Source organism: Deinococcus radiodurans R1 = ATCC 13939 = DSM 20539 (assembly GCF_000008565.1).
In the GTDB taxonomy this organism is placed as follows: domain Bacteria; phylum Deinococcota; class Deinococci; order Deinococcales; family Deinococcaceae; genus Deinococcus; species Deinococcus radiodurans.
This window is the reverse complement of sequence record NC_001264.1, coordinates 128,927-154,388: the sequence shown is the minus strand read 5'-3', so window position 1 is coordinate 154,388 and position 25,462 is coordinate 128,927. Positions and strand designations below refer to the sequence as shown.

Annotated in this window: 22 protein-coding genes; 13 read left to right on the top strand and 9 right to left on the bottom strand. The window is 66.6% G+C overall.

Going from position 1 to position 25,462, the window contains the following annotated elements; genetic code table 11:
• Positions 1-29 precede the first annotated feature (29 nt).
• Positions 30-791: an IclR family transcriptional regulator gene (locus DR_RS14360; protein WP_010889412.1), complete on the bottom strand. Its 762-nt coding sequence runs from the start codon at positions 789-791 to the stop codon at positions 30-32.
• Positions 792-926: 135 nt separating this feature from the next.
• On the opposite strand from DR_RS14360, the gene hutU reads away from it, so the two are divergent.
• The 5 genes from hutU (at position 927) to hutH (ending at position 7,641) form a co-directional block, all read left to right on the top strand.
• A complete protein-coding gene (hutU, locus tag DR_RS14355; RefSeq protein WP_010889411.1) occupies positions 927-2,603 on the top strand; it encodes a urocanate hydratase in 1,677 nt (558 codons plus the stop codon).
• A 68-nt stretch (positions 2,604-2,671) separates the two neighbouring features.
• Positions 2,672-3,967 carry an alpha/beta fold hydrolase gene (locus tag DR_RS14350; protein ID WP_027479750.1) on the top strand — a complete coding sequence of 432 codons (1,296 nt, stop codon included), beginning with the start codon at positions 2,672-2,674 and terminating at the stop codon, positions 3,965-3,967.
• Positions 3,964-4,878 (top strand): arginase family protein, encoded by a 915-nt coding sequence (locus tag DR_RS14345; protein ID WP_010889409.1) that lies wholly within the window; start codon positions 3,964-3,966, stop codon positions 4,876-4,878. Before DR_RS14350 ends, DR_RS14345 begins: the two co-directional genes overlap by 4 nt.
• A complete protein-coding gene (gene hutI / locus DR_RS14340) occupies positions 4,871-6,070 on the top strand; it encodes an imidazolonepropionase (protein WP_010889408.1) in 1,200 nt (399 codons plus the stop codon). Before DR_RS14345 ends, hutI begins: the two co-directional genes overlap by 8 nt.
• Positions 6,067-7,641, top strand: a complete 1,575-nt coding sequence (hutH, locus tag DR_RS14335; protein WP_010889407.1) for a histidine ammonia-lyase — start codon at positions 6,067-6,069, stop codon at positions 7,639-7,641. The genes hutI and hutH overlap by 4 nt, the downstream gene beginning before the upstream one ends.
• Before the next feature lie 64 nt (positions 7,642-7,705).
• On the opposite strand, the gene DR_RS14330 is transcribed toward hutH, so the two are convergent.
• The 4 genes from DR_RS14330 to DR_RS14315 all read right to left on the bottom strand — a co-directional run bounded on the left by DR_RS14330 (position 7,706) and on the right by DR_RS14315 (position 11,932).
• A complete protein-coding gene (locus DR_RS14330) occupies positions 7,706-8,791 on the bottom strand; it encodes a catalase family protein (RefSeq protein WP_010889406.1) in 1,086 nt (361 codons plus the stop codon).
• Positions 8,792-8,832: 41 nt separating this feature from the next.
• Positions 8,833-10,206 (bottom strand): Dyp-type peroxidase, encoded by a 1,374-nt coding sequence (locus tag DR_RS14325; protein WP_027479749.1) that lies wholly within the window; start codon positions 10,204-10,206, stop codon positions 8,833-8,835.
• A 1-nt stretch (position 10,207) separates the two neighbouring features.
• Positions 10,208-10,939: a hypothetical protein gene (locus DR_RS14320; RefSeq protein ID WP_051618841.1), complete on the bottom strand. Its 732-nt coding sequence runs from the start codon at positions 10,937-10,939 to the stop codon at positions 10,208-10,210.
• A gap of 102 nt (positions 10,940-11,041) precedes the next feature.
• Positions 11,042-11,932, bottom strand: a complete 891-nt coding sequence (locus tag DR_RS14315) for a 3-hydroxyacyl-CoA dehydrogenase (RefSeq protein WP_027479748.1) — start codon at positions 11,930-11,932, stop codon at positions 11,042-11,044.
• 265 nt (positions 11,933-12,197) lie between these two features.
• Between DR_RS14315 and DR_RS14310 the strand changes: the two genes are divergently transcribed.
• From DR_RS14310 to DR_RS14295, 4 genes are all read left to right on the top strand, one after another.
• Positions 12,198-12,866 (top strand): TetR/AcrR family transcriptional regulator, encoded by a 669-nt coding sequence (locus DR_RS14310; RefSeq protein ID WP_051618842.1) that lies wholly within the window; start codon positions 12,198-12,200, stop codon positions 12,864-12,866.
• A 161-nt stretch (positions 12,867-13,027) separates the two neighbouring features.
• Entirely contained in the window at positions 13,028-13,462 is a 435-nt protein-coding gene (locus tag DR_RS14305) for a hypothetical protein (protein WP_010889401.1), read from the top strand.
• A gap of 203 nt (positions 13,463-13,665) precedes the next feature.
• Entirely contained in the window at positions 13,666-14,484 is an 819-nt protein-coding gene (locus tag DR_RS14300) for a hypothetical protein (RefSeq protein ID WP_010889400.1), read from the top strand.
• Between the two features lie 50 nt (positions 14,485-14,534).
• Positions 14,535-14,981, top strand: coding sequence for a response regulator (locus tag DR_RS14295; protein ID WP_063653087.1), 447 nt, complete (start codon positions 14,535-14,537; stop codon positions 14,979-14,981).
• 167 nt (positions 14,982-15,148) lie between these two features.
• Here the strand turns inward: DR_RS14295 and DR_RS14290 are convergent, their stop codons facing one another.
• From DR_RS14290 to DR_RS14280, 3 genes are all read right to left on the bottom strand, one after another.
• Positions 15,149-15,892, bottom strand: a complete 744-nt coding sequence (locus DR_RS14290; protein WP_010889398.1) for an ABC transporter permease — start codon at positions 15,890-15,892, stop codon at positions 15,149-15,151.
• Complete coding sequence (locus DR_RS14285) at positions 15,889-16,818, bottom strand: ABC transporter ATP-binding protein (protein ID WP_010889397.1); 930 nt, start codon at positions 16,816-16,818, stop codon at positions 15,889-15,891. Before DR_RS14285 ends, DR_RS14290 begins: the two co-directional genes overlap by 4 nt.
• 62 nt (positions 16,819-16,880) lie before the next feature.
• Complete coding sequence (locus tag DR_RS14280; RefSeq protein WP_162177633.1) at positions 16,881-18,299, bottom strand: ABC transporter permease; 1,419 nt, start codon at positions 18,297-18,299, stop codon at positions 16,881-16,883.
• A 205-nt stretch (positions 18,300-18,504) separates the two neighbouring features.
• Here DR_RS14280 and DR_RS14275 point away from each other — a divergent pair, with 205 nt between their 5' ends.
• The 4 genes from DR_RS14275 (at position 18,505) to DR_RS14260 (ending at position 22,734) form a co-directional block, all read left to right on the top strand.
• Positions 18,505-19,407 carry an ABC transporter substrate-binding protein gene (locus DR_RS14275; RefSeq protein WP_027479747.1) on the top strand — a complete coding sequence of 301 codons (903 nt, stop codon included), beginning with the start codon at positions 18,505-18,507 and terminating at the stop codon, positions 19,405-19,407.
• Between the two features lie 289 nt (positions 19,408-19,696).
• Complete coding sequence (locus DR_RS16995) at positions 19,697-21,100, top strand: hypothetical protein (protein ID WP_010889394.1); 1,404 nt, start codon at positions 19,697-19,699, stop codon at positions 21,098-21,100.
• Positions 21,007-21,999: an acyl-CoA dehydrogenase family protein gene (locus DR_RS16990; RefSeq protein ID WP_010889393.1), complete on the top strand. Its 993-nt coding sequence runs from the start codon at positions 21,007-21,009 to the stop codon at positions 21,997-21,999. The genes DR_RS16995 and DR_RS16990 overlap by 94 nt, the downstream gene beginning before the upstream one ends.
• A 36-nt stretch (positions 22,000-22,035) precedes the next feature.
• Positions 22,036-22,734: a PIG-L deacetylase family protein gene (locus DR_RS14260; protein ID WP_010889392.1), complete on the top strand. Its 699-nt coding sequence runs from the start codon at positions 22,036-22,038 to the stop codon at positions 22,732-22,734.
• A 16-nt stretch (positions 22,735-22,750) separates the two neighbouring features.
• Here DR_RS14260 and DR_RS14255 read toward each other — a convergent pair whose 3' ends face one another.
• A complete protein-coding gene (locus DR_RS14255; protein ID WP_027479745.1) occupies positions 22,751-25,363 on the bottom strand; it encodes a DEAD/DEAH box helicase family protein in 2,613 nt (870 codons plus the stop codon).
• Positions 25,364-25,462: the final 99 nt, after the last annotated feature.

Genomic DNA, 25,462 nt, shown 5'->3' with positions numbered 1-25,462 from the left:
GTCAGTGTCCGGCACGTGCCCGGCGCAGGTCAATGCATGGGGCTGACCAAACCCTCACCGTTGCGTCCCCGCGCGCCGAGCGCCCACGCCACCTCCGCCGCCGCGTCGTGCAGGCGTCGGGTCAGGGCCTCGCGCTCGCGCAACCTCGGCGTGGGCAAGCTGACGCCCAGCGCGGCCAGCACTTCGCCCCCCGCAGCTCGCAGCGGCACGGCGAGGCTGCTGGTGCCGAGCGCCCACTCGTCCTCGGTGGCGGCGAGTTCGGCAGCGCGGACGTGAGCGGCCTCCTCCAGCCAGTCAGAGGAGCAGGTGCGCGGGGTGTAGAGAGGCTCGGCGGGACGCGGCAGCCCGGCGTAGGCGTACAGCAGCTTGCCGCTCGCAGTGGCGTGGGGCGGCAGCTCGAAACGGGTTTCGCCCTCCACCGCTGCCCCGCCGCGCCCCTGCACGCTGCGGGCAATGCAGATCACCTGCTCGCCCTGCAACACCGAGACGAAGGCGAGCAGCCCGGTGCCGCGCGCCAGCCGCTCCATTTCGGCGTGGGCCAGCGAGTACCAGGGCAGCGACCCGTAGAGCGCCGAGCTGAGTTTCAGCAGCCGCCAGCCGAGCTGATAGCGCCCCCGCCCGGTGCGCCGCAGCAGGCCGCTGGCGGTCAGGGTGCTGAGCTGCTCGTGCAGGGTGGAGGTCGGCAGGGCGAGTGCCCGTGCGAGGTCGCTCAGCGTCCACTCGGTGTGGTCGGCGTCGAAATATTCCAGCACCCGCACGGCCTGTTCGACGGTGGCGAGGGTGCGGGGCATGGCGGCAGGATAGCCGCTTTTCCGGATAGTGCGGAAAGTCGGCTTGTGGGGACGGGCCTCGCAGAGGACGATGAGGCGTCACCTACATAAGGCCAGTACCGATAAGTCAGCCCCCCCTGGCCCCGGAGGATTTCCATGACCACCCACGAACCCCGCACCGTCCGCGCCCCGCGTGGCCCGCACAAAACCGCCAAAGGCTGGATTCAGGAAGCCGCCAAGCGAATGCTGATGAACAACCTCGACCCCGAGGTGGCCGAGCACCCCGAAAGCCTCGTCGTCTACGGCGGGCGCGGCAAGGCGGCGCGCAACTGGGAAGCCTTCGACCACATCGTGGCGACGCTCGACCGGCTAGAGAACGACGAAACGCTGCTGGTGCAGTCGGGCAAGCCGGTGGCGGTGCTGCGGACGCATGAGTGGGCGCCGCGCGTCCTGATCGCCAATTCCAACCTGGTGCCGCACTGGGCCAACTGGGAAACCTTCGACAAACTCGACCAGGCCGGCCTGATGATGTACGGCCAGATGACCGCCGGCAGCTGGATTTACATCGGCACGCAGGGCATCTTGCAGGGCACCTACGAGACCTTTGCGGGCGCGGCGCAAAAGCACTTTGGCGGCTCACTGAAGGGCACGATTACCGTCACCGCCGGGCTGGGCGGGATGGGCGGGGCGCAGCCACTGGCAGTCAAACTGGCCGGAGGCGTGAGCATCACCATCGAAATTGACCCCACCCGCATCCGGAAGCGCCTCGAAACCCGCTATCTGGATGAGGTGGCCGACAATCTGCAAGACGCGATTGCCCGCGCTGAAGGCTACAAGGCGCAGGGCGTCGCCCGCTCCATCGGCGTGCAGGGCAATGCCGCCGAACTGGTGCCGCAGCTCGTGGAAATGAACTGGACGCCCGACCTCCTCACCGACCAGACCAGCGCCCACGACCCGATGTGGGGCTACATTCCGCCGGTGAATGCCGACGAGGACGCGGGCAAGCTGCGTTCCGAGCACGCCGAGGAGTACCGCCAGCGGGCCTACGCGGCGATGGCGGCTCACGTCCGCGCCATGCTGGAGCTGCAAAAGCGCGGCGCCGTCACCTTCGACTACGGCAACAACCTGCGCCAGCGCGCCTTTGAGGCGGGGGTGGAGGACGCCTTCAGCTACCCCGGCTTCGTGCCCGCCTTTATCCGCGACTCCTTCTGTGAGGGGCGTGGCCCCTTTCGCTGGGTGGCGCTCTCCGGCGATCCGCAGGACATCTACGCGACCGACAAGGCGCTGCTGGAGCTGTTCCCCGAAGACGAGCGGCTGCAATCCTGGCTGACCTACGCCGCCGACCAGATCGCCTTTCAGGGCCTGCCCGCCCGCATCTGCTGGCTGGGGTACAAGGAGCGCGACAGGGCCGCCAAACTGTTCAACGACATGGTGAAAGATGGCCGCGTGAAGGCCCCTATCGTCATCGGGCGCGACCATCTGGACGCGGGCAGCGTGGCGAGCCCCTACCGCGAGACGGAGGCGATGAAGGACGGCTCGGACGCCGTGTCGGACTGGCCGCTGCTGAACTTTGGCGTGGGCATCGCGTCGGGCGCCTCGTGGATGAGTTTTCATCACGGCGGCGGCGTAGGCCTGGGCTTTTCGCAGCACTCCGGGCTGGTCATCGTGGCGGATGGCACAGATGAAGCTGCCAAAAAATTGAGCCGGGCGCTGACCAACGACCCCGGCATGGGCGTCATCCGTCACGCCGACGCCGGGTATGACCACGCGCTGGACGTGGCACGCGAGCGCGGTATTGACTTGCCGAGTCTGGGCATCAAGGATCACGCGTGAGTGAATGGGGCCACGTGGCTGACCCCCGGCCTCACCCTGTCGCCACGCCGACATGCTCTCCTCGGCGCATGTCGCTGCGCGCTGCCCTCGGCCTGACCCTGCTGCTCTCTGGCTGTGCCCCGACCCAGCAAGCCGCCCAGCCCGGCCCGGAATTTGTCCGGCTGCAACAGGCTTTCGCGGGACTGCGGGGTACGCAGGCGGTGACCGGCCTTCAGCTCAAGCCCCAGGCCGACGGCGGCACGCTGGCGAGTGGTCAACTGGCGGGCGCGCCCTTCGTCCTGCGCTTTCCGGCGCACTGGAATCAGGAATCGCTGGTGTTCGCGCACGGCTACACCTTTGTCTCACCGGAGGCCGACCACATCCCCGCCGACCCGGTGGCGAACGACGAGACGGGCGGACTGCTGCCCGCTGCCTACGCGCAGGGGCTGGCGGTGGGTCAGAGCGCCTACGACAAGCGCGGCTTCGCGGTGGAAAGCGGCATCGAGCGCACGGCGGCCCTCTCGCGGCTGCTGACGGCACTGGGCGCGCGGCGGGCGTATGTGGCGGGCGCTTCCGAGGGCGGCAGCATCGCGCAGCTCGCGCTGGAACGCCACCCACAGCAGTTCGCCGGAGCGCTGGCAGCCTGCGGCGTGGTGGGCGGCTGGGTGCCGGAGCTGAACTACACCACGCACATTCGGGCGCTCTACAACGTGTTCGCAGCGGGCAGCGCCTACGAGTTGCCCGGCGTGAAGGACGTGACGCGCAACGCGGGGGGCAGCGTCAACAAGATTGGCCTGACGCTGCTGCGGCTCTACTCGGCGGCGGTGCTGCGGCCCGGCGGCGAGGCCGACCTGATCATCCGGCGCACGGCGAGCGCGGTGCCGGGCGTGCAGGCGCAGAGCGACATCGGCACCCTCGGCTCGGTGCTGCTGACCCAGCTCACGGGCGCCGAGGATTTCTGGGCGCAGGCGGGCGGCGTGTTCGTGGACAACCGCGCGACCGTCTACCACAGCCCGCTGCTCAGCGACGCCGAAAATGCTGAGCTGAACCGCAAGATTCAGCGGTACGCCGCCGACCCACAGGCCCTGGCACGGGTGCAGGAACGCTGGACGCCGAGCGGCCACTTCACCGGCAAGCTGTACACCCTCCATAACGCTTACGACCCACTGGTGCCCACCGAGCATGAGGGCTGGCTGCGTTCCATAGTGGCGTCGGCGGGCAACAGCGCCCAGCTCGCGCAGGCACTGGTGCCCACCGCCACGACCCGCTTTCCGACCAAAGCGCTGGGCTTTCAAGCGACGGCGCACTGCGGCTTTACGCCTGGGCAGACGGCGCAGGCCTGGAACACCCTGCGCGGCTGGGTCGAAACGGGCGTGACCCCATGAGCGGGCCGGCCCACCTGCCCTACGGCGGCATTCCGACCTTCGCCCGCGCCCCGCTGGTGCAACCGGACGGCGACTGGCAGGCGGACGTGGCCGCCCTCGGCGTCCCCTTCGACATCGCCCTCGGCTTTCGCCCCGGCGCCCGTTTCGCCCCGCGTGCGCTGCGGGAGGCGAGTCTGCGCAGCGTGCCCCCCTTCACCGGTCTGGACGGCAAAACCCGCTTGCAGGGCGTGACTTTTGCCGATGCGGGCGACGTGATTTTGCCCTCGCTTGAACCCCAACTCGCCCACGACCGCATCACCGAGGCGGCGCGGCAGGTGCGGGGGCGCTGCCGGGTGCCGGTGTTTCTCGGCGGCGACCACTCGGTGAGTTATCCGCTGCTGCGCGCTTTTGCCGACGTGCCCGACCTTCACGTCGTGCAGCTCGACGCGCACCTCGACTTCACCGACACCCGCAACGACACGAAATGGAGCAACTCCAGCCCCTTTCGCCGCGCCTGCGAAGCCCTGCCCAACCTCGTCCACATCACCACCGTCGGCCTGCGCGGGCTGCGCTTCGACCCGGAGGCGGTGGCGGCGGCGCGGGCGCGGGGCCACACAATCATTCCGATGGACGACGTGACCGCCGACCTCGCGGGCGTGCTGGCCCAGCTGCCACGCGGCCAGAACGTGTATTTCTCGGTGGACGTGGACGGCTTCGACCCCGCCGTGATTCCCGGCACGTCCAGCCCCGAGCCCGACGGCCTGACCTACGCGCAGGGCATGAAGATTCTGGCGGCAGCGGCGGCGAATAATACGGTGGTGGGCCTCGATTTGGTCGAACTCGCCCCCAACCTCGACCCGACGGGCCGCAGCGAACTGCTAATGGCGCGGCTGGTGATGGAGACGCTGTGCGAGGTGTTCGACCATGTCTGAGACGCTTTACACCGGAATTTCCCAGCTCGCCACGCCCCGGCCCGGCCCCCAGCGCGGCGCGGCGATGGGCGACCTTCACATCATTGAGGACGCGGCTCTGCTCGTGCGGGGTGGCGTGATTCAGTGGGTCGGCCCCCGCGCCGCAGCCCCAACCGCTACCCATGTCCACGATCTCGGCGGGCGGGCCGTTGTGCCGGGCCTCGTTGACCCGCACACCCACGCGGTCTGGGCGGGCGACCGCCTGAGCGACTGGGAAGCCAAGTTGCAGGGCGCGACCTACGAAGAAATTCTGGCGCGGGGCGGCGGCATCCGCTCGACCATGCGGGCCACCGCTGCGGCGGACGTGGCTGAATTGGTCGCGCTGGCCCGTCCCCGCCTCGCCTCGCTGCGGGCTTCGGGCGCCACAACCACCGAAGTCAAAAGCGGCTATGGCCTCGACTTTGACGCCGAACTGCGGATGCTGCGGGCGGTGCGCGAGTTGCAAGCCGAGTTCGAGCTGCGGCCCACGCTCCTCATCCACGTTCCGCCGCAAGAGGGCCGCGCCGAGTACGTGGTGGGTGTCTGCGCCGAGCTGATTCCGCAGGTGGCCCGCGAGGGGCTGGCGGAAGCGCTGGACGTGTTCTGCGAAAAAGAAGCCTTTAGCGTCGAGGAAACCCGCACAATGTTCGCGGCGGCCCAGGCGCACGGGCTGCGGGTCAAGCTGCACGCCGACCAGTTCCACGCCATCGGCGGCACTGAACTGGCGTGCGAGGTCGGGGCGCTGAGCGTGGATCACCTCGAAGCGAGTGGCGCGGCGCAGATTGCCGCCCTGGCTGCCTCCGAAACAGTGGCGACCATCCTGCCGGGCGTGACGCTGCACCTCGGCTTGCCCGCCGCGCCCGGAAGACAACTCATTGACTCAGGGGCCATCGTCGCCATCGGCACCGACCTTAACCCCGGTTCCTCGCCGCTGTTCAGCACGCAACTCGCGCTGGCGCTCGCGGTGCGGCTGTGCCTCCTGACGCCCGCCGAAGCCCTGAGCGCCTGCACCGTCAACGCCGCGTACGCCCTGGGCCTGAGCGACCGGGGGAGCCTCAGCGCCGGGCAACGCGCCGATTTCCTCGTGCTGAACGGCCAAGACTGGCGCGAGGTGGCGTATACGCTGGGCGGCAACGCGGTGGCCGAAGTTTATCTGGCAGGAGCTCAACTATGATTTTGGACCGAGATTTAAACCTGGAGCAGTTCATTTCCGTCGTGCGGCACGGCGAACAAGTCGAGCTGTCCGCTGCCGCCCGCGAGCGCATTGCCAGAGCCCGCACCGTCATCGAACAAATCGTGGAGGGCGACACGCCCATCTACGGCGTCAACACCGGCTTCGGCAAGTTCGAGAACGTGCAGATCGACCGTTCTCAACTCGCGCAGCTTCAGCACAACCTGATCGTGTCGCACGCCATCGGGATGGGCGAGCCGCTGCCTGCTGAAGTGGTACGCGGCATGCTGCTGTTGCGGGCGCAGTCGCTGTCGCTGGGGCATTCGGGCGTGCGCGTGGAAGTGGTGGAACTATTGCTTGCACTCCTCAACGCCGACGCGCTGCCGGTCGTGCCGTCGCAGGGCAGCGTGGGCGCGTCGGGCGACCTCGCGCCGCTGGCCCACCTCGCCCTCGGTTTGATCGGACTGGGCGACATCGAGTATCAGGGACAGGTGCGCCCCGCCGCCGACGTGCTGGCCGAACTCGGGCTGAGTCCGGTGCAGTTGCAGGCCAAAGAGGGGTTGGCCCTTATCAACGGCACGCAGCTGATGGGCAGCCTGCTTGCGCTGGCGCTGCACGACGCGCAGGTGCTGCTGGGGACGGCAAACCTCGCCGCCGCCATGACGGTGGAGGCCCGCTACGGCTCGCACCGGCCCTTTCAGCCCGACGTGGTGGGCCTGCGCCCGCACCCCGGCGCGCTGGCGGTGGCCGCCGAGCTGCGCGAATTTCTGGCCGGTTCCGAGATTGCGCCCAGCCACCTGACCGGCGACGGCAAGGTGCAGGACGCCTACTCGCTGCGGGCGGTGCCGCAGGTGCACGGGGCGACGTGGGACGCGCTAGCGCAGGCCGAGCGTGTGCTGGCCGTTGAGTTCGCCTCGGTGACCGACAACCCACTGATTTTTCCCGAGACGGGTGAAGTCGTTTCCGGCGGCAATTTTCACGGGCAACCGCTGGCTGTTACCATCGACGCGCTCAAGGTCGCGGTGGCCGAACTCGGCAGCATTTCCGAGCGGCGCACCGAGCAACTGCTCAACCCGGCGCTCTCGGGCCTGCCGGCGTTCCTGACGCCCAATGGCGGCCTCAACAGCGGTTTCATGATCGCGCAGTACACGTCCGCCGCGCTTGTCAGCGAGAACAAGGTGTTGAGCCATCCGGCGAGCGTGGATTCCATTCCCACCAGTGCCAATCAGGAAGACCATGTCAGCATGGGCGCCCACGCGGCGCGGCAGCTGCGGCAGATCGTGGCGAATGTGCAGACCGTCCTGAGCATCGAACTGCTGTGCGCGGCGCAGGGCCTCGACTTCCAGCAATTGCGGGCGGGACGCGGCGTACAGGCAGCGTATGAATATGTCCGCACCTTCGTCCCCACGCTGACCGAGGACCGCTACTTCCGCCCTGACTTGCTGCGGCTGCGAGGTGAGCTGGTCAGTGGCGAGCTGCTGCGGGTCGCGCAAGCGGCGGACACGCAGGCCCCAGCGCCCGCCAAGTTGCCCGACAGCGGCGACGAGGACCGCGACACGACCTCACGGCACTAAATGTAAAAAAGAAGAGGGCGGGCCACCGGATAACTTCAGTGGCCCGCCCTTCTTTAACCAGGACTTACTGCGGAATTTCGCTGATGTCCCTGGGTTCCACGCGCGGCTGCACGTTCATGGCGTGACGGAAGGCCGTGGAGGATTCGTAGGCCTTGATACGCACGCGCATGATGGAGCCGAGCGGCTGGTGCTCGGGCAGGGCGTGCCAGGGGTTGAACTCCAGCTTGTCGTCGGAAAAGACGCGCCGGGCCGGGCTGTAGGCTTCCTGCTGCGGAATGATGAGGCGGCCAATCGGCTGCTGGGGCGAGAGCTTTTCGTCCCACTCGACCGAGGCGTCTTCAATCGGCATCTTTTCGAGGTCAGTGCACAGCTGGGCGCGCAGCTGGTACTCGGCGCCGTGCTTGTGGAAAAAGTCTACCAGAGCGTCACGCTGGGCCGAAGGGCTCTTCTTGGTGTCCAGAATCTGACCTTCGAGCGCCTTCACTTCGGGCGAGAGCGGCGCGGCGCTGATTTTGGCGATGTAGTCGCCGTAACGAATGGCCGCCATGGTGTGGTAGGTCTGGCCGAGCAGGTGCTCGTTCTCGGCAGCGATGCCGTCCAGCGTGGGGTCGCTGATGCCGAGCAGACCCAGCACCTTCTGCCCGCCACGGGCGAGCGCCGCAAAGGCCCGCTGCCCTTCTTCCGAGGTGCTGTCTTGCAACGCGACCACGTTCTGCATCTTCAGGTACTGCTCGACATCACCGAAGGGAATGACCGGCATGGTCACCATCAGGAAGTCCTGCGTCACTTCGTCCTGCTTGTCGGGCAAAATCTTTTTGCCGGGCACGCCGATCACCTTGACGGCCATGCCGTGCGGTACCGGCACGCTGTCGTCCTTGAGTTCGCCGGGCGCGCTGGAAAACCGGATGACCACCGGGTAGCTGCCGGGCTTGGCGAACAGGCCCTGGGCGAGGTGCTCAGGCAGTTCGGGAATTTCCAGCGTGCCGACCACCGTGCCGTGCTGCTTGGCGTGCGCGTCGCGGATGCCGTGGCGGTGCTTGTCGAAGGCCTTGACGTTGGCCGCGTGCATCATCTCGACAATCTTGTCGATCTGCTCGTCCTCGTTGGGCTGCTTGACTTCGATGTTCGGGGTATATTTGACGTAATTCATACTTCCTCCTGTTGTTGAATGGGCTTGAACCTTCAGCGGCTTTACTTCAGTTCACTCAGCCACTTCAGCGCCGAGAGGCTGGGCATGAAGAGGTACTCGCCGCCGCGCAGCACGTTGAACGTGTCCATCCCGCGCAGGCGCTGGCGCACCGGCTCTTTGGGCAGGGTGAAGGTCAGGTCTTCGTCCTGGAGGCCCACAATCGGGTCGCGCTCGCTGCCCTGTCCGATGAAGTTCGCCTTGTTGATCCATTCCTTTTGCAGGAACTCGGTGGTGTCCATCGCCTTGGCGCTGATGAAGATGAAGTACAGGCCACGTTCGACCTTGTCTTCCGCCAGGCTGTCGGCCTTGGGGTCATAGGCGGGGCCATACGCCGTGGCGCGGCGAATAATCCGGTGGATGTTCACGTCGGTGAGCAGTTCCAGCTTGGTGTCACGCGGGTTCATGCGGCGGATATGCGAGCCCAGCGGCACTTCCAACCCTTCCGGGTCGTTTTTGTAGGTGAAGTCGTTGTTGCGGTTGGGGTCGTGGCCCAGCTCGGGGTCGTCTTCCTTGGGAGCCAACGTCAGGGGCGCGCCGCTGCGCCAGCGTCCGACCAGTTTGGCGGCCAAGAGCTCGGCGTCGCCGCCGGTGTACTCGGCATTTTCCTTGAGGTAACGGTTGAAGCTGCCCGCGTTGGTGTGGTACTTGCGCAGCGCCACGAAGGTGCCGTTTTTCCCCAGCACCTCGGGCTTGGGCATCCCCAAAGGTACGCCCGCTTCGCCGGGATAACCTAGAACGAACTCGCCGGGTTTGATGGCCGGCCCCTGCCCAGGGAATGGTTTGATGCCGCTGCCCTCGATGGCCGGGTTGCTGATCATGTCCTTGTAGCCCAGCGAGTTGCGGCTGTCGGGCTGCGCGCCGAAATCCTCGCGCATCAGCAAGGTCACACCTTTGGTCGCCTCAAGCTCGTGCTCGGCGATGACCAGGGCCTTTTGCCAGTTCTCTTCGTTCTCAGCGAAAATGGTCAGCGCGAGGTGAACCTGTCCGGTGCCGAAGGGCTTTTCCCAGTGCTTGGGATCGTTCTCGCCCACATCGAAGAGGTGCTCAGCGCGGCCTGCCATTCCCACTTTGAACGACTCGGGAAAGCTGTCGAGCGAGTCTTGCGGCACGCCCAGCTTTTTCAGCCCTTCGTAGCTGATGGCGGCGGCGGTCCAGGCATATTTCACGTCCCACCACTTCTCGGCGGAGGCGATGTGCGGCAGCAGGCGCTTCAGGAGCTCGCGCCCGCCTTCCGCCGTGTCGAAGCGCACCATGGCATGGGTGCCGTAGTAGGGCTCGGGCCGCTCGCGCAAGACGGTCGCCTGAATATCGTCCAGATCGAGGTCGATCTTGTCGTTGTGATGAACCAGCTCACGCAGCTTTTTGAACAGCGTCATCTCAGGCAACCCCGCTGCTGGCGGTCCCTACCTTCTGCAAGAACTCCTGAAGCTTCTTCTGGCTTGCGCGCAGTTCGGCTTCGCTCATGTCGTCTACCGGCTTGGCCGTCTTGCTGTACTCGTCCATAAAGGTTTCGAGCGCCTGCTGGTTTTCCTGTACGCGGCGGGTTTCGACCACCGTCAGGTAGGGCGCGTCCACGTACCAGCCGTCGGCGGTGAGCTGGTGGCTGGCGATAAAGTCCTTGACTTCGGGCGAGTGGATGCCGGGCCAGCCTTCCACGTTGGCGAACAGCAGGTCCATCAGGTCGGGAATCTTGGTAGCAAAGTCCTCGATGTAGGTGTCCCAGTCGCCGTCGTAGGCGGTGCAGAACAGGATTTTCTTGTCGTCGTCGAAAATCACGAAGCGCATGTCATGCACGGTGCCGACCTTGCGAGCGCCCGACATGTTGCCGCCGATCAGTTCCAGAATGCGCCGCAGGTGATCCGCGCCGCCGGGTTTCAGGTCGGCCATGGCGGTCAGCTCGGAGACCTTGCCCTGCTGACGGCCCACGCGACCTGCCGACTTCACCGCGGGTCCGGAATCGGAATCGTCGCGGTTGAACAGGTTTTCCAGCGCCACTTTCGCCATGATGGGCGCGTCGCGCAGGTCGTTCTGGAGCGCCAGCTTCAGCGCCGCCAAGCGTTCGCTGGCCGATTTGTCACCGGTATCACTGGATTTCTGGTTCTGACTCATGATCAATCTCCTTTGGCAGTGAGGGGCGGAGACGTTCCGCGCCCTCAACCTACCCTTGGGTGACTTGGGTGTGACTTGGACTTCTTGTAGGAAACGCAGGGGTTATTTCAGGAAGTCGGCGCTCTCGAAGGCCGGATTGGGGTACTTGTAAAAGCCCTCGCCGGTCGCGGTGCCCAATTTGCCCTTGTCGATGTAGTTTTCCTTGATGTATTTGGCGGCGGCGGCGCTGCCGGGATTGGTCTCGGCGCTCGCCATGTTGATGTTGTAGGGCGTGGTCAAGCCGATCACGTCCAGGAAGGCGAACGGCCCACGCGGCGCGCCGGTCGCGATCATCCAGGTCTTGTCCACCGTCTGCGGGTCGGCGATGCCCTTGACGACCAGTTCCAGCGCGGCGCCCAGCAGCGGCACCAGCAGCGTATTCAGGATGTAGCCGGCCTGCTCCTTGTACATGGGCAGCGCCACCATGCCGATGTCCTTGGCGAACTGCACCACCGTGTCGAACACGGCGTCATCGGTCCTGGGCGTGCGCATGATTTCGGCGGTGTTGAACTTCCAGATTTCGTTGGCGAAGTGCAGCGCCAGGAACTTCTCGGGGCGCCCGGTTTCTTCCATGAACTGGCTGGGCAGCAAGGTGCTGGAGTTGGTGGCGAAGATGGTGTTCGGGTCAGCCACCTCACCTAGCTGGTTGTAGAACTTGCGCTTGATGTCCATGTTCTCAGGAATGGCTTCGATAACGAGGTCCACACCCTTGACGGCTTCGGCAATGTCGGTGAAAAAGCTGATGCGCGCAAAGGCGTCGCCGGTCTGCTGGGCGTCCACCTTCAGGTCCTGCTGGTAGCGGGCCTGCAACTTGCCGAGCGTTTCGCGGGCCTTGGCGATGGCGGCGTCGTTGATGTCGTAGAGGTGAACGTCGAAGCCGTGAAAAGCGGTCTGAAAAGCGATTTGCGAACCGAGAACGCCGCTGCCGCACACCGTAACTGTCTTGATGCTCATGCTGCTCTCCTGTCTTGCACCACGTGGAAGGGAGGCAAGTTCACCGGGCGGCTCCACGAAAGCAGCCGGTGAACGACTGGGTGTGGGCCGCAGTTTCGCTAACCACACACCGTGTAACAAACCCAACCTACTCCACACTCGGAGGCGCGTCAAGGCGGCGCATTCTTGCCCGAATTTGCCGAATTCAGCGTCCCAGACGCCTCTTCTGCTGTTAAGGTAAGGATGGGTTAAGATTTATTCAACACTGTGTGGTAAATTAGTGGACATGGCACGTCCTCCTGCCGGCGCCCCCTTGCTGAGCGCCGAGAAAATCACTCGTCAGGCTCTGGATACGCTGCACCGCGACGGGCTCGACGGCCTGAGCATCCGCAAACTGGCTGCCGAACTGGGCGTCAGCCCCAAGAGCCTCTACCACTACTTTCCCACCAAAGAAGACCTGCTCCAGGGCGTCTACAGCGAGATTTTGCGTGAGCTGGAGCTGCCCGACCTCAACGAAGGCAGCTGGCAGGAGCGCTTCAGCCGGCTGGCCCACAGCCTGAGGCGCAGCATGGTGCGGCACGCCAGTTTTATCGGCTATTACTTTCGCGGCCACCGCGTGAGCAGAGAGGAACTCGACGTGTACGAGTCGCTGTACCGGCTGCTGCGTCAGGTCGGGCTGCCCGAAGAGGTCATCACCAAGTACGGCAGTGTTCTGGTGATTTTCATGGTCGGCTTCTGCTACGCCGAACTCAACGGCAACTTCGCCCCCAGCGCCTTCGCCCAGCGCCGAGCCTTCGCCGAGCGGCAGCCCGAGCGCTTTCCCCTCGCGCTGAGTTTGCCGATGCCCGCCGCCTCAGAAAACGAGGACGATTTTTTTGAGGTGGCCCTCGAACTGATGCTGGCCGGCATCAAAACACAGATTCAGGAGCAGGAAAAGCAAGCGTCTCTCGATTGAACTTTGGCAACGAAGCTGCCATTTTCGTTTTGTCATTAATCGAGGGCAAAAAAGATTCGCCGGGTAACAAAAGTAGAGAGCTTTTGACAGCGTGCCAGCCCCTGACATCTTAAGGCCAGCCCAATGACACGAACGGAGCTGGCGCATGTTACATTGCCCGCATGGAATTCAGGAAACTCAGTGAAGTTGTGATGGAACTTGAAAACCCTCAGCAGAGCGACCGCTTTGTGAAGATGTTTCGCAACGCTGTGCGTGAGGGTGATATTGACGCCATCGAACTCAAGGAACGTTTTACCCTGCCCAAGCAGTACCATCGCCGCGGCGCTGAAGGCAGCTATGAACGTGATACCCGCGACATGGTGTTTCAAGTGACGCCCAAGAGCGACAAGTGGATCAAGCAGGCCAGCGAAGACCTGGGCAAGATCAATACTCGCGGCGGCAACTCCAAAGTGGTGCTCAGCCTGGAAGCAGTGGAAGCGGGCGAAGTCGATTTCAAGGCGCTGGTGGAAGAAACCCGCCGCAGCATGGAATCCAAATACAACCGTGGGCAACAGCTCGGCAACTCGCGCAAGCAGAAGAGCCTGAAAAAGAAGTAAGCCCGAGTCGTTACAAAGAGCACATGATACCGCGTCCTGCACGCGGTTTTTTCTTTGATGGTCCGAAGGTATTAAACAAGCTGGAAAAGCAGCTTTGATCCGTGAAAAGGAGCTCGTCCTCGCCTCCATTTCCGACGCAAACCCCAACGTTGTCTTGAGCTGGCCTGTCCCCAAAAGCGAATCGCAGCTTCTACGCTGAGCACATGACTTCTGCATCTTCATCGGGACTGTTGCCCGCCGCTTTGCCGCGCACCATTGACCTCTCGTACCCGTCCAACCGCTGGGCGATGCTGGGACTGCTGGGCGGCGTGGCGCTCGGGCGGCTGCGGGGGCGCTCGTGGGTGGGGAGCGCGGGCACGGGCCTGAGTGCCTTTGCGGCCTGGGCATGCGCGCGGGAACTCGACCCGGACCATGCCGTCACCGCCAACGCCGCGCTGCCGCTCACCCTGGCGCTTTCGCTGCTGAGCGAGGACAACAGCGACGCGGCGGTGCTGAGCGAGGTGCTCGCGGCGTTTACCGCGCTGAGCAGCGTGCGGACCCTGAGTGCGACCACCGGCGCGGCGGCCACAGCAGGCGACGAAGCGGCACTCGGCGCGGCGGCGGCCATGTGTGCCGGAGCGGGGCAAAAAGCAGCGGCCTTGCTGCCCGGCGCGGCGCTGGCCCTGTCGAGTCAGCAGGGCGACGACCTGGCGCCCCAGAGCGCGGTCAGTGGTCCGGCAGCCCTGCTCGCGGCGCTGTTGCCGACCATCGCAGCGACGCGGGAAGGCGGGCGACAGTCGCTCGGCAGCGCGGCCATCGCGGGCGCTCTGCTGCTGGCCCCCAGCCTGCTTGAACCCGAGGACGTGACCACCGAAACCGACCGGGGCGACCAGACCATCTCCACTGAGAGGGTACAGCGGTCCCGGCAACTGGCGCTGGGCGGCCTCGCGCTGAGTGCGGTGCTGGGCGGCACCCGCAGCGCCCTGCCGCTCGCGTGCGCGGCGCTGAGCGTGGGGGCGCGGCGCCGTCTGGGCCGGCCCTGAATGTGAGGACCGGGGCATAAGCGGGGCAAAGACGCTCTACACTGAAAATGATGCCTCAGTCGCTTTCTATTTTGCTGGTCGACGACAACCCCGCGGACCTGATGCTGGCCCGCGAAGTCTTCGAATCCCACGAAGACTGGGTCAACGTCGCCTCCTGCTCCAGCGGCAACGAAGCCATCAGCCATCTCAAAGACCCCAATTATGCCCTGCCCGACGTGGTCATCACCGACCTCAACATGCCGAGCATGACGGGCCTGGACGTGATTCGCGCCATCAAATCCGACCCCGAGCTGCGTCATATTCCAGTGGTCGTGCTCTCCACCTCGGATGCCCCCGACCAGATCGAGCAGGCGTATAACCTGCACGCCACCTCGTACATGGTCAAGGCCACCGGCTTCAGCGAATTCGTGGACCAGATCGAAGCCTTTTTGAATTTCTGGCGCTGCTCCAAGCTGGCGCGCCGCGAACGGCAGTCGTTGGATACGGCAACGCTCTAGAGCATTTGGCAGAAAAAAGACACCCTCACCCCTGCCTTCGGCAGGCCCTCTCCCATCAAGGTAGAGGGTCAAAACCAGAACGCATTATTTTGTTAAATGTTCTAAACACACTCTGGCAGGCCCTGAACACAGCAATCAGTTCTGGGCCTGCCCCGCCGACTCTTGAGCTATTCGCCCGCTGCCCAGGGTGTCAGCCCGCGCTCCAGCACCCGCAAGGTCCAGTCGCACAGCAGGGCCAGCAGCGCCACCGGCACCGCGCCTTCCAGAATCAGAGCGAGGTTGTCGGCGCCCAGTCCGGCGATAATCGGCACGCCCAGCCCGCCGGTGCCGACCAGCGGGGCCAGCGTGGCCGTTGCCACCGTCAGCACCAGCGCGGTGCGGATGCCCGCCAGGGTCGAAGGCAGCGCGGTGGGCCATTCCAGGCGCCACAGCCGCTCGCGTTCGCTGAGGCCCAGGCCACGGGCGGCGTCCTGCACATTTTCGGGGACGCTTTGCAGGCCCAGAATCACGCCGCGTGTCACTGGCAGCAGTGCATAGGCGAACAGCGCCAGAATCGCGGCGCGGGGGCCGAAGCCCAGAATCGGCAGGGCCAGAAACAGCACGGCCACCGGGGGAAACGTTTGCCCCACCGTCGTCAGGTTGTTCACCAGCGGCAAAAAGGGCTGACCGCGCCGCCGGGTCGCCCAGATGCCGAGCGACAGGCCGACGAGTAGCACCAGCGCCATAGAGAGCCCGGTGAGTTGCAGATGTTGCAGTGTCAGCGCGAGCAGCGTATCGCGCTCGTAGATGGGGGTGCTGACCTGGGGAAAGAGGCGCGAGAGCACCGTTTTCCAGCCCTGCTGCGCCGCAACCAGCACGAAGAAGGCCAGCCAGCCGGCCAGCGGACCCAGCAGCGGCAGCCAGCGGGTCATGCCGCCCCGAAGTCCGCGAGGCTCAGCGTGCCCACCACCGCGCCGCCCGAGTCCACCACGTTCAGCGTGCGGTTGCCCGCGCCGAGCAGCCGCGAGAGGGCCTGGTCGGCGGGCAGGTCGGCGGCGACGGTGCCGAGTGCCTGACCGTCGCCTGCCCCAGGCCGCATCAGCGCACTGACCGGGCGCAGGCTCAGACTCCGCAGTTCGCGGCCCTCGCCCACGAAGCTCGCCACGAAGTCGTTCGCGGGGTGACGAAGAATCTCCTCCGGCGCGGCGTACTGCTGCACGGTCCCGTTGCCGAGCACGCAGATACGGTCGCCGAGGCGCACGGCTTCGTCCACGTCGTGGGTGACGAAGACGATGGTTTTGCCGATTTCACGTTTCAGCGTCAGAAACTGCTCCTGCAAGCGGGCGCGGGTGATGGGGTCGAGCGCCGAGAACGGTTCGTCCATCAGCAAGTATTCGGGATCGGCGGCAAGGGCGCGGGCAATGCCCACCCGCTGTTGCTGCCCGCCGGAGAGCTGCCGGGGATAGCGCCCGGCGTACTGCCCCGGCTCCAGGCCCATCAGCGACAGCAGCTCCAGCGCCCGCGCCGCCCGCGTTTCCCGACCCACGCCGCTGATGCTCGGCACGAGTTCCACGTTTTCCTGCACGGTCAGGTGCGGGAAGAGGCCCACGCTCTGAATCACGTAGCCCAGCCGCCGCCGCAGCGCCACCGGGTCCTGTTCCAGCACGCTGACCCCGCCCACCCGGATGTCGCCCGAGGTCGGTTCCAGCAGCCGGTTGACCAGCCGCAGCAGCGTGCTTTTGCCGCAGCCCGACGGCCCGATCAGAATCACGAGTTCGCCGGTCGGCACCGTCAGCGAAATGTCTTGCAAGACGGCGGGGCCGCCGAAGCTCTTGATGACGTTCTGGAATTCAATCATGGGAGGAGGAAGTTATGGAGGAGAGAGGTATAAAAAACACGGACCAGAGCGAACTTTTCATCTTATTCCTCTCCTCCCTCGGCTCTGAGGCCCCTGGGCGTGAGCCAGCCGGCGAGCAGGCGCAGGCCCTCGCTGAGCAGCAGAGCAATCAGGACGATGGGCAGGGCGCCGAGCAGCACGAGGTCGGGCACGTTGCCCTCCACCCCGCGCTGAATAAAAAAGCCCAGCCCGCCCGCCCCAATCAGCGCGGCGATAGTGGTGATGCCGAAAGTGAGAACCAGAGCGCTGCGCAACCCCTCGAAGATGTAGGGCAGCGCCACCGGCAGCTCGGCGCGCCACAGCACCTGCGCCGGGGTCATGCCCAGGCCCCGCGCCGCGTCGGGAATGCCGGGGGGCACGCCGCGCAGCCCCACGAAGGTGTTGACGACGATGGGTAGCAGCGCGTAGAGCGTGAGGGCGAAGAGCGCCGGGGCCGCCCCGATGCCGCGCACGCCCCAACTCGCCAGCGGGGCCGAGAGCGAGAAGGCGTCCCGGCTGAGGCCGTCGCCGCCGAACCATGCGCCTTGCAGCACTTGCAGCAGCCCCAGCCCGGCGAGCAGCAGCAAGGCCTGAGCCCCGAGCAGCGCGAGCAGGCCGCCCGGCAGCGCCAGCCGCCGCACCCGCGTCAGCGCGAGGCCCAGCAGCAGGGCGGCGCCCGACCACGCCAGAAAGGCGCCCACGCTCACGCCCCGGCCCAGCGCCGAAAAGACCGGCAGCAGCAGACCGAACAGCGCGACGCTGGGAATCGTCTGCAAGAAACTGGCAAAGCCCAGGACGCCACCCGCCAGCCGCGTATTGCGGGCCGCCGCAATGCCGAGCGGCAGGCCGAGCAGCGCGGCGAGAAGGAGCGCGATGACGCTGAGCGCCGCGTGGGTGCCGAGCTGCGGCCAGAAGGTGTCGGCCACGTTGCGGTATTCCTGCACCAGCCCCAGGGTGTTCCACTTGCCGAGCAGTGGCGGCACAGCGAAGGCGAGCGCCCCGGCCACCCCCGCGGGGCGCCACACCCGGCTCACGGCGAAACCCCCGATGTAGAGCGCGGCGATGCTCAGCCACAGTCCAGCGGCGGGCGACACCCGCGCGAAGGGGTTGTCCTCGCTGACGAGCGAAGCCGCCGCCGCGCCGAGCAGCCAGCTCACGGCGTAGGCGGCCACCACGTACAGCAGCGGCGCCAGCACCCGTTGCCAGCGGGCCGGCAGCCAGCCACTGGCAAGCAGCGCGGCCCAGGCCGCCGGCAGTGCCCACCACAGCGGCAAGGCGAGCGCGGCCAGGGTGCGGCCCTCGCCCAGCACCAGCCGGTTGGGGCGAAAGTTGACCCAGCCCAGCGCGCAGGCGAGCAGCCCCAGCACGCCGGCCAGCACCAACACCGGACGCACCAGGGTCCGAGGAAGCACGCCCAGCACAGGGGCCGGCGCGGAGGCCAGTGCAGGGGCAGGGGTCGGCATGGCCCCACTGTCGGTTGCTGGCCGGGCGTGCGGCATGAGGGACTCTTGGCCGCGCCTTTATCTGACGCTGGCAGTGTGCGGCGTCGAACACAGTCGCCGGGCGCCGGGCGGTAGGGTGGAGAGGTTGACGCCGGGTCGGCAGAGGTCGGATAAAGCTCTGCCGGTCCAATGTTTTCGCTTTTTCCCCCGCCTTTTGGAGGCTTCCATGAACCGACTGCTGACCCTGTCCGCCCTGTTGCTCCTGCCCACCGCGCTCGCCCAGAAAACCGTTACGGTGGGCAGCAAGATCGACACCGAGGGCGCCTTGCTGTGCCAGATCACCAAGCAGGCGCTGGAGCGCGGTGGTTTCAAGGTGAACGACAAGTGCTCTACCGGTGCCACCAACGTGGTCCGCAAGGCGCTGCTGCAAGGCGAAATCGACCTGTACCCCGAGTACACCGGCAGCGCCATTTACCTGCTGACCGAGGCCGGGCAAAAGATCGATCCCAAGGTGAGCCGCGACGCGGTGAAGGCCTACACCACCGTCAAGGCGCTCGACCTCAAGGTGAACAAGGTCGTGTGGCTGTCGCGCGCCCCCGCCAACAACACCTGGGCGGTGGCGGTGCCGAGCAAGCTGGCGCAGGCGAACAACCTGAAGACGATGGCCGATTTCGCCCGCTACGTGAACTCGGGCAAGCCGGTCAAGCTGGCTGCCAGCCAGGAATTCGTGGACCGTGACGACGCGCTCAAGGCGTTTGAAAAGGCCTACGGCTTCAAGCTCTCGCCCGCGCAACTCGTCATCGTCCCTGGCGGCAACACCACCCAGACCGAAACGGCGGCGGCGCAGGGCACCAGCGGCGTGAACGCGGCGATGGCCTACGGGACCGACGGCGCCATCGGTGCGCTGGGGCTGGTGGCACTCAGCGACCCCAAGGGCGCGGTGGCCGTGTACCAGCCCGCGCTGACCGTGCGCCAGAGCGTGGCGCAGAAGTACCCCGACATCGCCAAGATCATGAACCCGATTTTCGCCAAGCTCGACGCAGGCACCCTCGCGCAGCTCAATGGCCGCATCGCCGTGGGCGGCGAGAGCGCGGCGGCGGTGGCGAAGTCCTGGCTGGCGAAGCGCTGAAGTCGAGGTGAGGAAGGAGGCTGGGCCGCGTGCTCGGCTTCTTTTTTGCTTGTGCTGTGGCCTGCTCAGGCGGCACTCACGTCATTTAGAGCAGTTCTCCGAATTACGCGTGCGTCGGAACAGCACCGCCACCCGCTCCATTCTCTGCTTCGCAGCTTTGCAAGTCCGTTCTGCTCGGTATTTTGTACTCGCTCCGCTCGCCAAAAAGCTGTGCCATCTTTTTGTCAAATGCTCTAGTTTGTCTACTGGCATGCCGAACGGCTGACAGGCGCGTGGCAGGGTAGGGCGCATGTGTGCCTTTTCACCGGAGCTTTCCGCGTCGGCAGCCCAGGGCCGGGGGGCGGCGCCGGACTCACCGCTCTTTCCCAGCTTTTTTCTCGGCGGCTTCGAGTGCAGCAGCCACCGCCGGCCCTCGGGGCGCCGCATCGACGTGATTGACGCCACCCGGCACGACCACTTCGCCGCGCAGGACTACGCCCGACTGCGGGCGGTGGGCATTGCGGGCGCCCGCGACGGGCTGCGCTGGCACCTGATCGAGCGCTCGCCCGGCGAATACGACTTTTCCAGTGCCCGTGCTCAGGTCCGGGCGGCCCGCGAGCAGGGCGTGAGCGTCATCTGGGACCTGCTGCACTACGGGTTTCCCGATTTCGTGGACCTCTTCGCGCCAGAGTTTCCGGCTGTGTTTGCCCGCTTTGCCCGCGCCGCCACGCAGTTTTTGCGGGCCGAGACGCCCGGCACGCTGTGGCTGTGCCCGGTCAACGAGATTTCCTTTCTGGCGTGGGGCGGGGGCGAGGTGGGCTACCTCAACCCCTTTGTCCGGGACCGGGGTGAGGAGCTCAAGGCGCAGCTCGTGCGCGCGGCCATCTCGGCCATGGACGCGGCGCGGGAGATGGACCCGGCGGTGCGATTCGTACACGCCGAGCCGCTGATCGTGGTGGACCATCACCCCGAGCGCCCCTGGCAGGAAAAGCGCGCCCGCGAGCTGCACGAAGCGCAGTTCGAGGCGCTCGACATGCTGAGCGGGCGGCTGCGGCCCGACCTCGGCGGCCATGAGCGCTACTTGGACGTGATCGGCGTCAATTATTACCCCTACAACCAGTGGCGCCACCACGAAAACGAGGAACCGCGCGAAACGCTGTTGCCGGGCCATCCGGCACACCGGCCCCTACCCGAGCTGCTGAGCGCCGCAGCGCAGCGCTACGGGCGGCCCCTGCTGATCGCGGAGACCGGCACCGAGAACGCCGAGCGCGGCGAGTGGCTGAGCTACGTGGCTGGGGCCGCGCTTGATGCCCGCCGCGACGGGGTGCCGGTGGAGGGGGTGTGCCTCTATCCCATCGTCAACCACCCCGGCTGGGACGACGACCGCCACTGCCACAACGGGCTGTGGGACTACCCCGACGCGCAGGGCGAGCGGCCCGCCGACCCCGTGTTATGGGAAGCGCTGCGGCAGGCTCAAACGTGGGACTGGGGCCGCGCCGAAGCGACTGTGGCTGAGACGCAGGCGGCTTTCCCCACACCGCCGCGCACGCTGGCCGAGGCACTGGCCCGGCTCGACGCTCTGGCGCCAGTGGTGCAGGCCGAAGCTCCGCAGCTGACGCCGTGCGGGCTTTCCCAGTGGCGGCGTTTGCGGCTTTGCAGGAAGCTGGTCTGCTGGTGGCTACTTTGCCTGCGGCCCTCGGCGGCGGTGGGCTAGGCACCCATGACCGTGTGCCCCTGCTGCGGCGGCTGGGGCGGCTGAGCCTGCCGGTTGCGCGGCTATACGAGGGGCACGTCAACGCCCTCGACCTCGTGCTGCGCTTCGGCACGCCTGAGCAGCGGCAACGGGCCGCCTCAGACGCGCAGGCCGGGGAACTCTTCGGCGTCTGGAACACCGAGGAAGCGCCGGGGGTGCGGCTGCCTCACAATTCGGAAGGCAGCGGCGGTGTGCTGAGCGGCCACAAGACCTTCGCGTCAGGCGCCGGGCACGTGACCCGCGCACTGTGCCCCGCCGAGACAGACGCGGGCCGGGTGATGGTGCTGCTGCCGGGGGCGCCCGCGCCGGAGCGCTTCGACCCGTCTTTCTGGCAGCCTGCCGGGATGCGGGCAACGGTCAGCGAGCGGGTGGACCTCGGGGGGCTGCGTGTAGGCGTGAAAGACATCATTGGTCAGCCGGGCGACTACTACCGGCAACCGGACTTCAGCGGCGGCGCCCTGCGGTTTCTCGCCGCGCAGCTCGGCGGGGCGGACGCGGTGCTGGACGCGGCGCGGGCCACCTTGCAGCGGCTGGGGCGGCAGCACGACGACGTGCAGCGCCTGCGTTTCGCCGAGGTCGCGGCCCGACTGGAAGGCGCGTGGCAGACGGTGTTGCGGGCACAGCGGCAGCTTGACACGGCGCAAGGCAGCGACCTGGAACGCTCCCTCGCTTACGTCTCCATCGCCCGTGTGCTGACCGAGGACGCCTGCCTGCTCGCCTGCGAGGCGGCGGAGCGGGCGGTGGGGGCGCGTGGCCTGCTGCCGCCCGCGCCCACCGAGCGGCTGCTGCGCGACCTGCGGCTTTACCTGCGCCACCTGCGCCCGACGCGGCGCGCCTCGACCTGGGCCGCTTCGTGCTGAGCACCGAGGACAGCGAGCTGTGGGACTGGGAGTGAGATGACGCCTCTCGACCCGCTCGCGCTGTCCGGCCCGCTGTGGGTGGTGGCCCCGCACCCCGACGACGAGGCGCTCGGCTGCGGGGCACTGCTGGCGGCACTTGCGGAGGCGGGGCGCGAGGTCTGGGCGCTCCTCCTGACCGACGGCGGCTTTTCCCACCCCGCTTCAAAGGCTTACCCCCGGCCCCGCCTGAGCGCTGTGCGGCTGGCAGAGTGGCGCGAGGGCCTGAGCGTGCTGGGTGTGCCCCCGGCCCGAACTGTCGCGCTGGGGCTGCCTGACGGGGCGCTGGGGGAGCACCTCACCGCTGCCGCCCGCGCCCAGGTGCGGCAAGCATTCGCGCAGGCCCGGCCCGGCACCGTGTTGCTGCCCTGGGAACGCGACCCGCACCCTGACCACCGCGCCGCCTGGCACCTGCTGCGCGGCGTTCTTCCTTCCGACACCCTGGCCCTGGAATATGCCGTCTGGTTGCCCGAGCGCGGGGCCGACGCCGACTGGCCGCGCCCCGACGAGGTCGAGGAATTGACCTTCGCGGTAGGCGACTGGCGAGATGCCAAAGCCCGCGCCATTGCCTCGCACCGCACACAACTGGGGCTGATTGCCGACGACCCGGACGGCTTCGTCCTTGCGCCGGAGATGGTGGCGCGGGCGCTGGCGGGGCCCGAGCGGTATTTCCGGCGGTTTGACGGCGGGGCGTCCTGAACAGCCGCTACAGAGCTTACTTTTCCGGTAAAGGCCGGACACCGACAATCTGCGCCGAATCGGCGAACGTCTGCGCGAAGTTCGGGTTGTCGCGCTTCCAGAGGGTAAACGCCCGGTCGAGCAGGGGCTGGACCCAGGCCGGGTCGTTGCCCTCATACAACGCGATTTCACAGTGGGCTGGGCGCCGCTTGGTCGCTGCGACATAACGCACGTCTGCCACGGCGTGGCATTCCAGGCCCATATTGACGTTGCGGCACAGCAGGGTAAACAGATTGTCTTCGGCCCGAACGGCGGTGCGCCGGAACAGCAGGTCGGCGTTAACCTGCACCTGCGCGCCCGAAGTGAGCGGCGAAACGTGCTGCCGGAAGTTCATTTCGCGGGTGCCCTTGAGGTTGTTACAGACCTGGCACAGCAGTTGCAGGTTGTCGAGGTCGTGCGTGCCGCCCGCATAGCGCGACTGAATGTGATCCACCTGCAACTGGGTCCGCTTGCCGCAGCACAGGCACACGCGGTCACGCTTGCGAATGGCTTTCTTGACCTCAGCCGACACCTCGGCGGGCTGAAAGTCGTCCTCTCCGTCACCGAGCACCGGCACGAGTTCGGGGTTTTCGCGCAGGTACAGCAGGCGATTCACGCTGGCGTCGTACTGGCGCTTGAACTGGTCGTAGTTGCGGTACAGCGTTCCCCAGAGTCGGCCCTCATCGCTGAATTCCTGGCGCAAGGCCGCGTTTTCCGCCACCCGCGACAACTGTTCGTCGAAGGCGAGGCGTTGCGCCAGGGCGTCAATGTCGTGGTTTTTACGGGCCTCGAAGGGGGTGAAGGCCGGCCAGCTCCCGTTGATGGCGCGGTGACGCACCACCGACTGCACGTCGTCTTGCAGGCGGGTCAGCCGTTCGCCCGCCGCGAAATACGCCTGCACCCAGCCCCGCACGTTTTGCTGGGCGGCCTCGCCGAGTTCAACCTCTCCGAAGTCGTCGAGCCGCACCTGGTCGAGTTCCTGAAACATCCGCAGGTAGCTCGCCTGGTCCTGGCTGTAGACCGGAATGAGCTGGCGCACCGTCTCGATATCGTCGCCCGGTTCGGCCTGCTCGGCGTTTTCGTCTTCCGGGGTGGCCTCTACCCTGGGCTGGACGGCGGCGTCGTAGCTCACGACGTACCAGCCGAGCGGCAGCAGGGTCAGGAAGGGCACCTCCACCAGGTCCTGCGGGTCGAGTTCGCGGGCGAGGTGGGCGATGAGGTCGATGCTGACGAGTTCGACGGGCAACCTTGGCGCCGCCTCGCGGGTCTGGTCGTCCACCTCCTGACTGAGCAGGTCGTCCCAGCGCGCCCAGTTGATGTGCTGCTTCCAGTCGTCGATAAAGGACACCACGTAGGCCTCCTCAGTCCCGCCGAATTTCGGGCCCCGCAGCGCCCGCCCGACCATCTGGGTCAGCAGGATGCGGCTGGTGGTCTGCCGGGTCAGAAACACCGTCTGGGCGCCCGGCACATCGGTGCCCTCGGTCAGCATGCGGATATTGACCAGCACGTCGAGTTCGCCGCGTTTGAACTGGGCCAGCACCGTCTCGTTCTCGTCTGCCGAGCGGGCGTTGCGGACGTCCACCGTGCCGGGGTCGGCGTCCCGGTGGGTGAAAATCGCGTCGGCACGCACGCCCCGCTGACGCAGCAGCTCGACCAGCGCCGTGCATTGATACCAGCGGTCGGCGAAGATGATGGTCTGGCCGTAGCGCTCGCGGTTCTGGGCGTAGGTGTCGGCAATCAGGGCGTTGCGGGCGCGGTTGCTGGCGAGGTGGGCAATGACCTTTTCGGGAAGGTCGCGGTAGCTGCCCTGCCAGTCGCGGTACTCCTGCTCAGTAAAGTCCGGGCTGATGTGGGTGGCGGGTTCCTCGACGATGGGCCGGGCGAGAATGCCCGCCAGCATCAGCTCCTGCGGGCTGACCTGATAGAGGATGCCCTGAGGAAAGAGCTTTTTCAGCAGGCCCTGTCGGCGCTCGTCGGTGTAGGTGGGCGTGGCGGTCAGCCCCAGCAGGTGCAGCTCGGGCACCGCGCCGCGCAGGCCCTCGATCAACCTGCGAAAGGTGGGGGCGGGCGCGTGGTGGCACTCGTCGAACACGACGGTTAGCCCAGTCTGGCGGGCCTCGTCCAGAAAGCCGCGCAGGCCCGCGTGGACCCGGGCGTTCAGGGCGCGGGCCAGGGTTTGCAGCGTGATGATGAGCACGTCGTCGGTGCGCTTGATTTCCGCGACCTTGCCGTGGCCGAGGGTGCCCGACACGGTCCGCAGGGTGAGCCGCTGCTGCTCACCGCCCACGTGACCGATTTCGTAGCGCCCCGCCGCGTCCGGCCCGAAGCCCCCGAACGCCTGATCGAGCAGGTGGTGGGTGTGGGCCAGCCAGATGACCTTGTGACCCCTGGACAGCGGCCCCTCAGTGAGAAAGCGGGTGGCCGTGAAGGTCTTGCCCCCGCCGGTGGGCAGGACCAGAATGCCGCCGCTGACCTGCCGCTGAGCACTCGACCACCGCCGCAGCGACTTCAGGGCGTCTTCCTGATGCGCGGCGGGCACCTTGTGTGAGGGATACAGCCGCGCTTCGGGCAAAGGATAGGTGACGAAACCACGCCGGTGGACTCTGGTCATCTTGTCAGTATTCAGGATGGAGACCGTCTCTGCATCACCTGTCGGGTGGGGCTGAGCGTCGGCGCTTTGTCCCAACCAGCTTTATTTGTCCCAAGCATC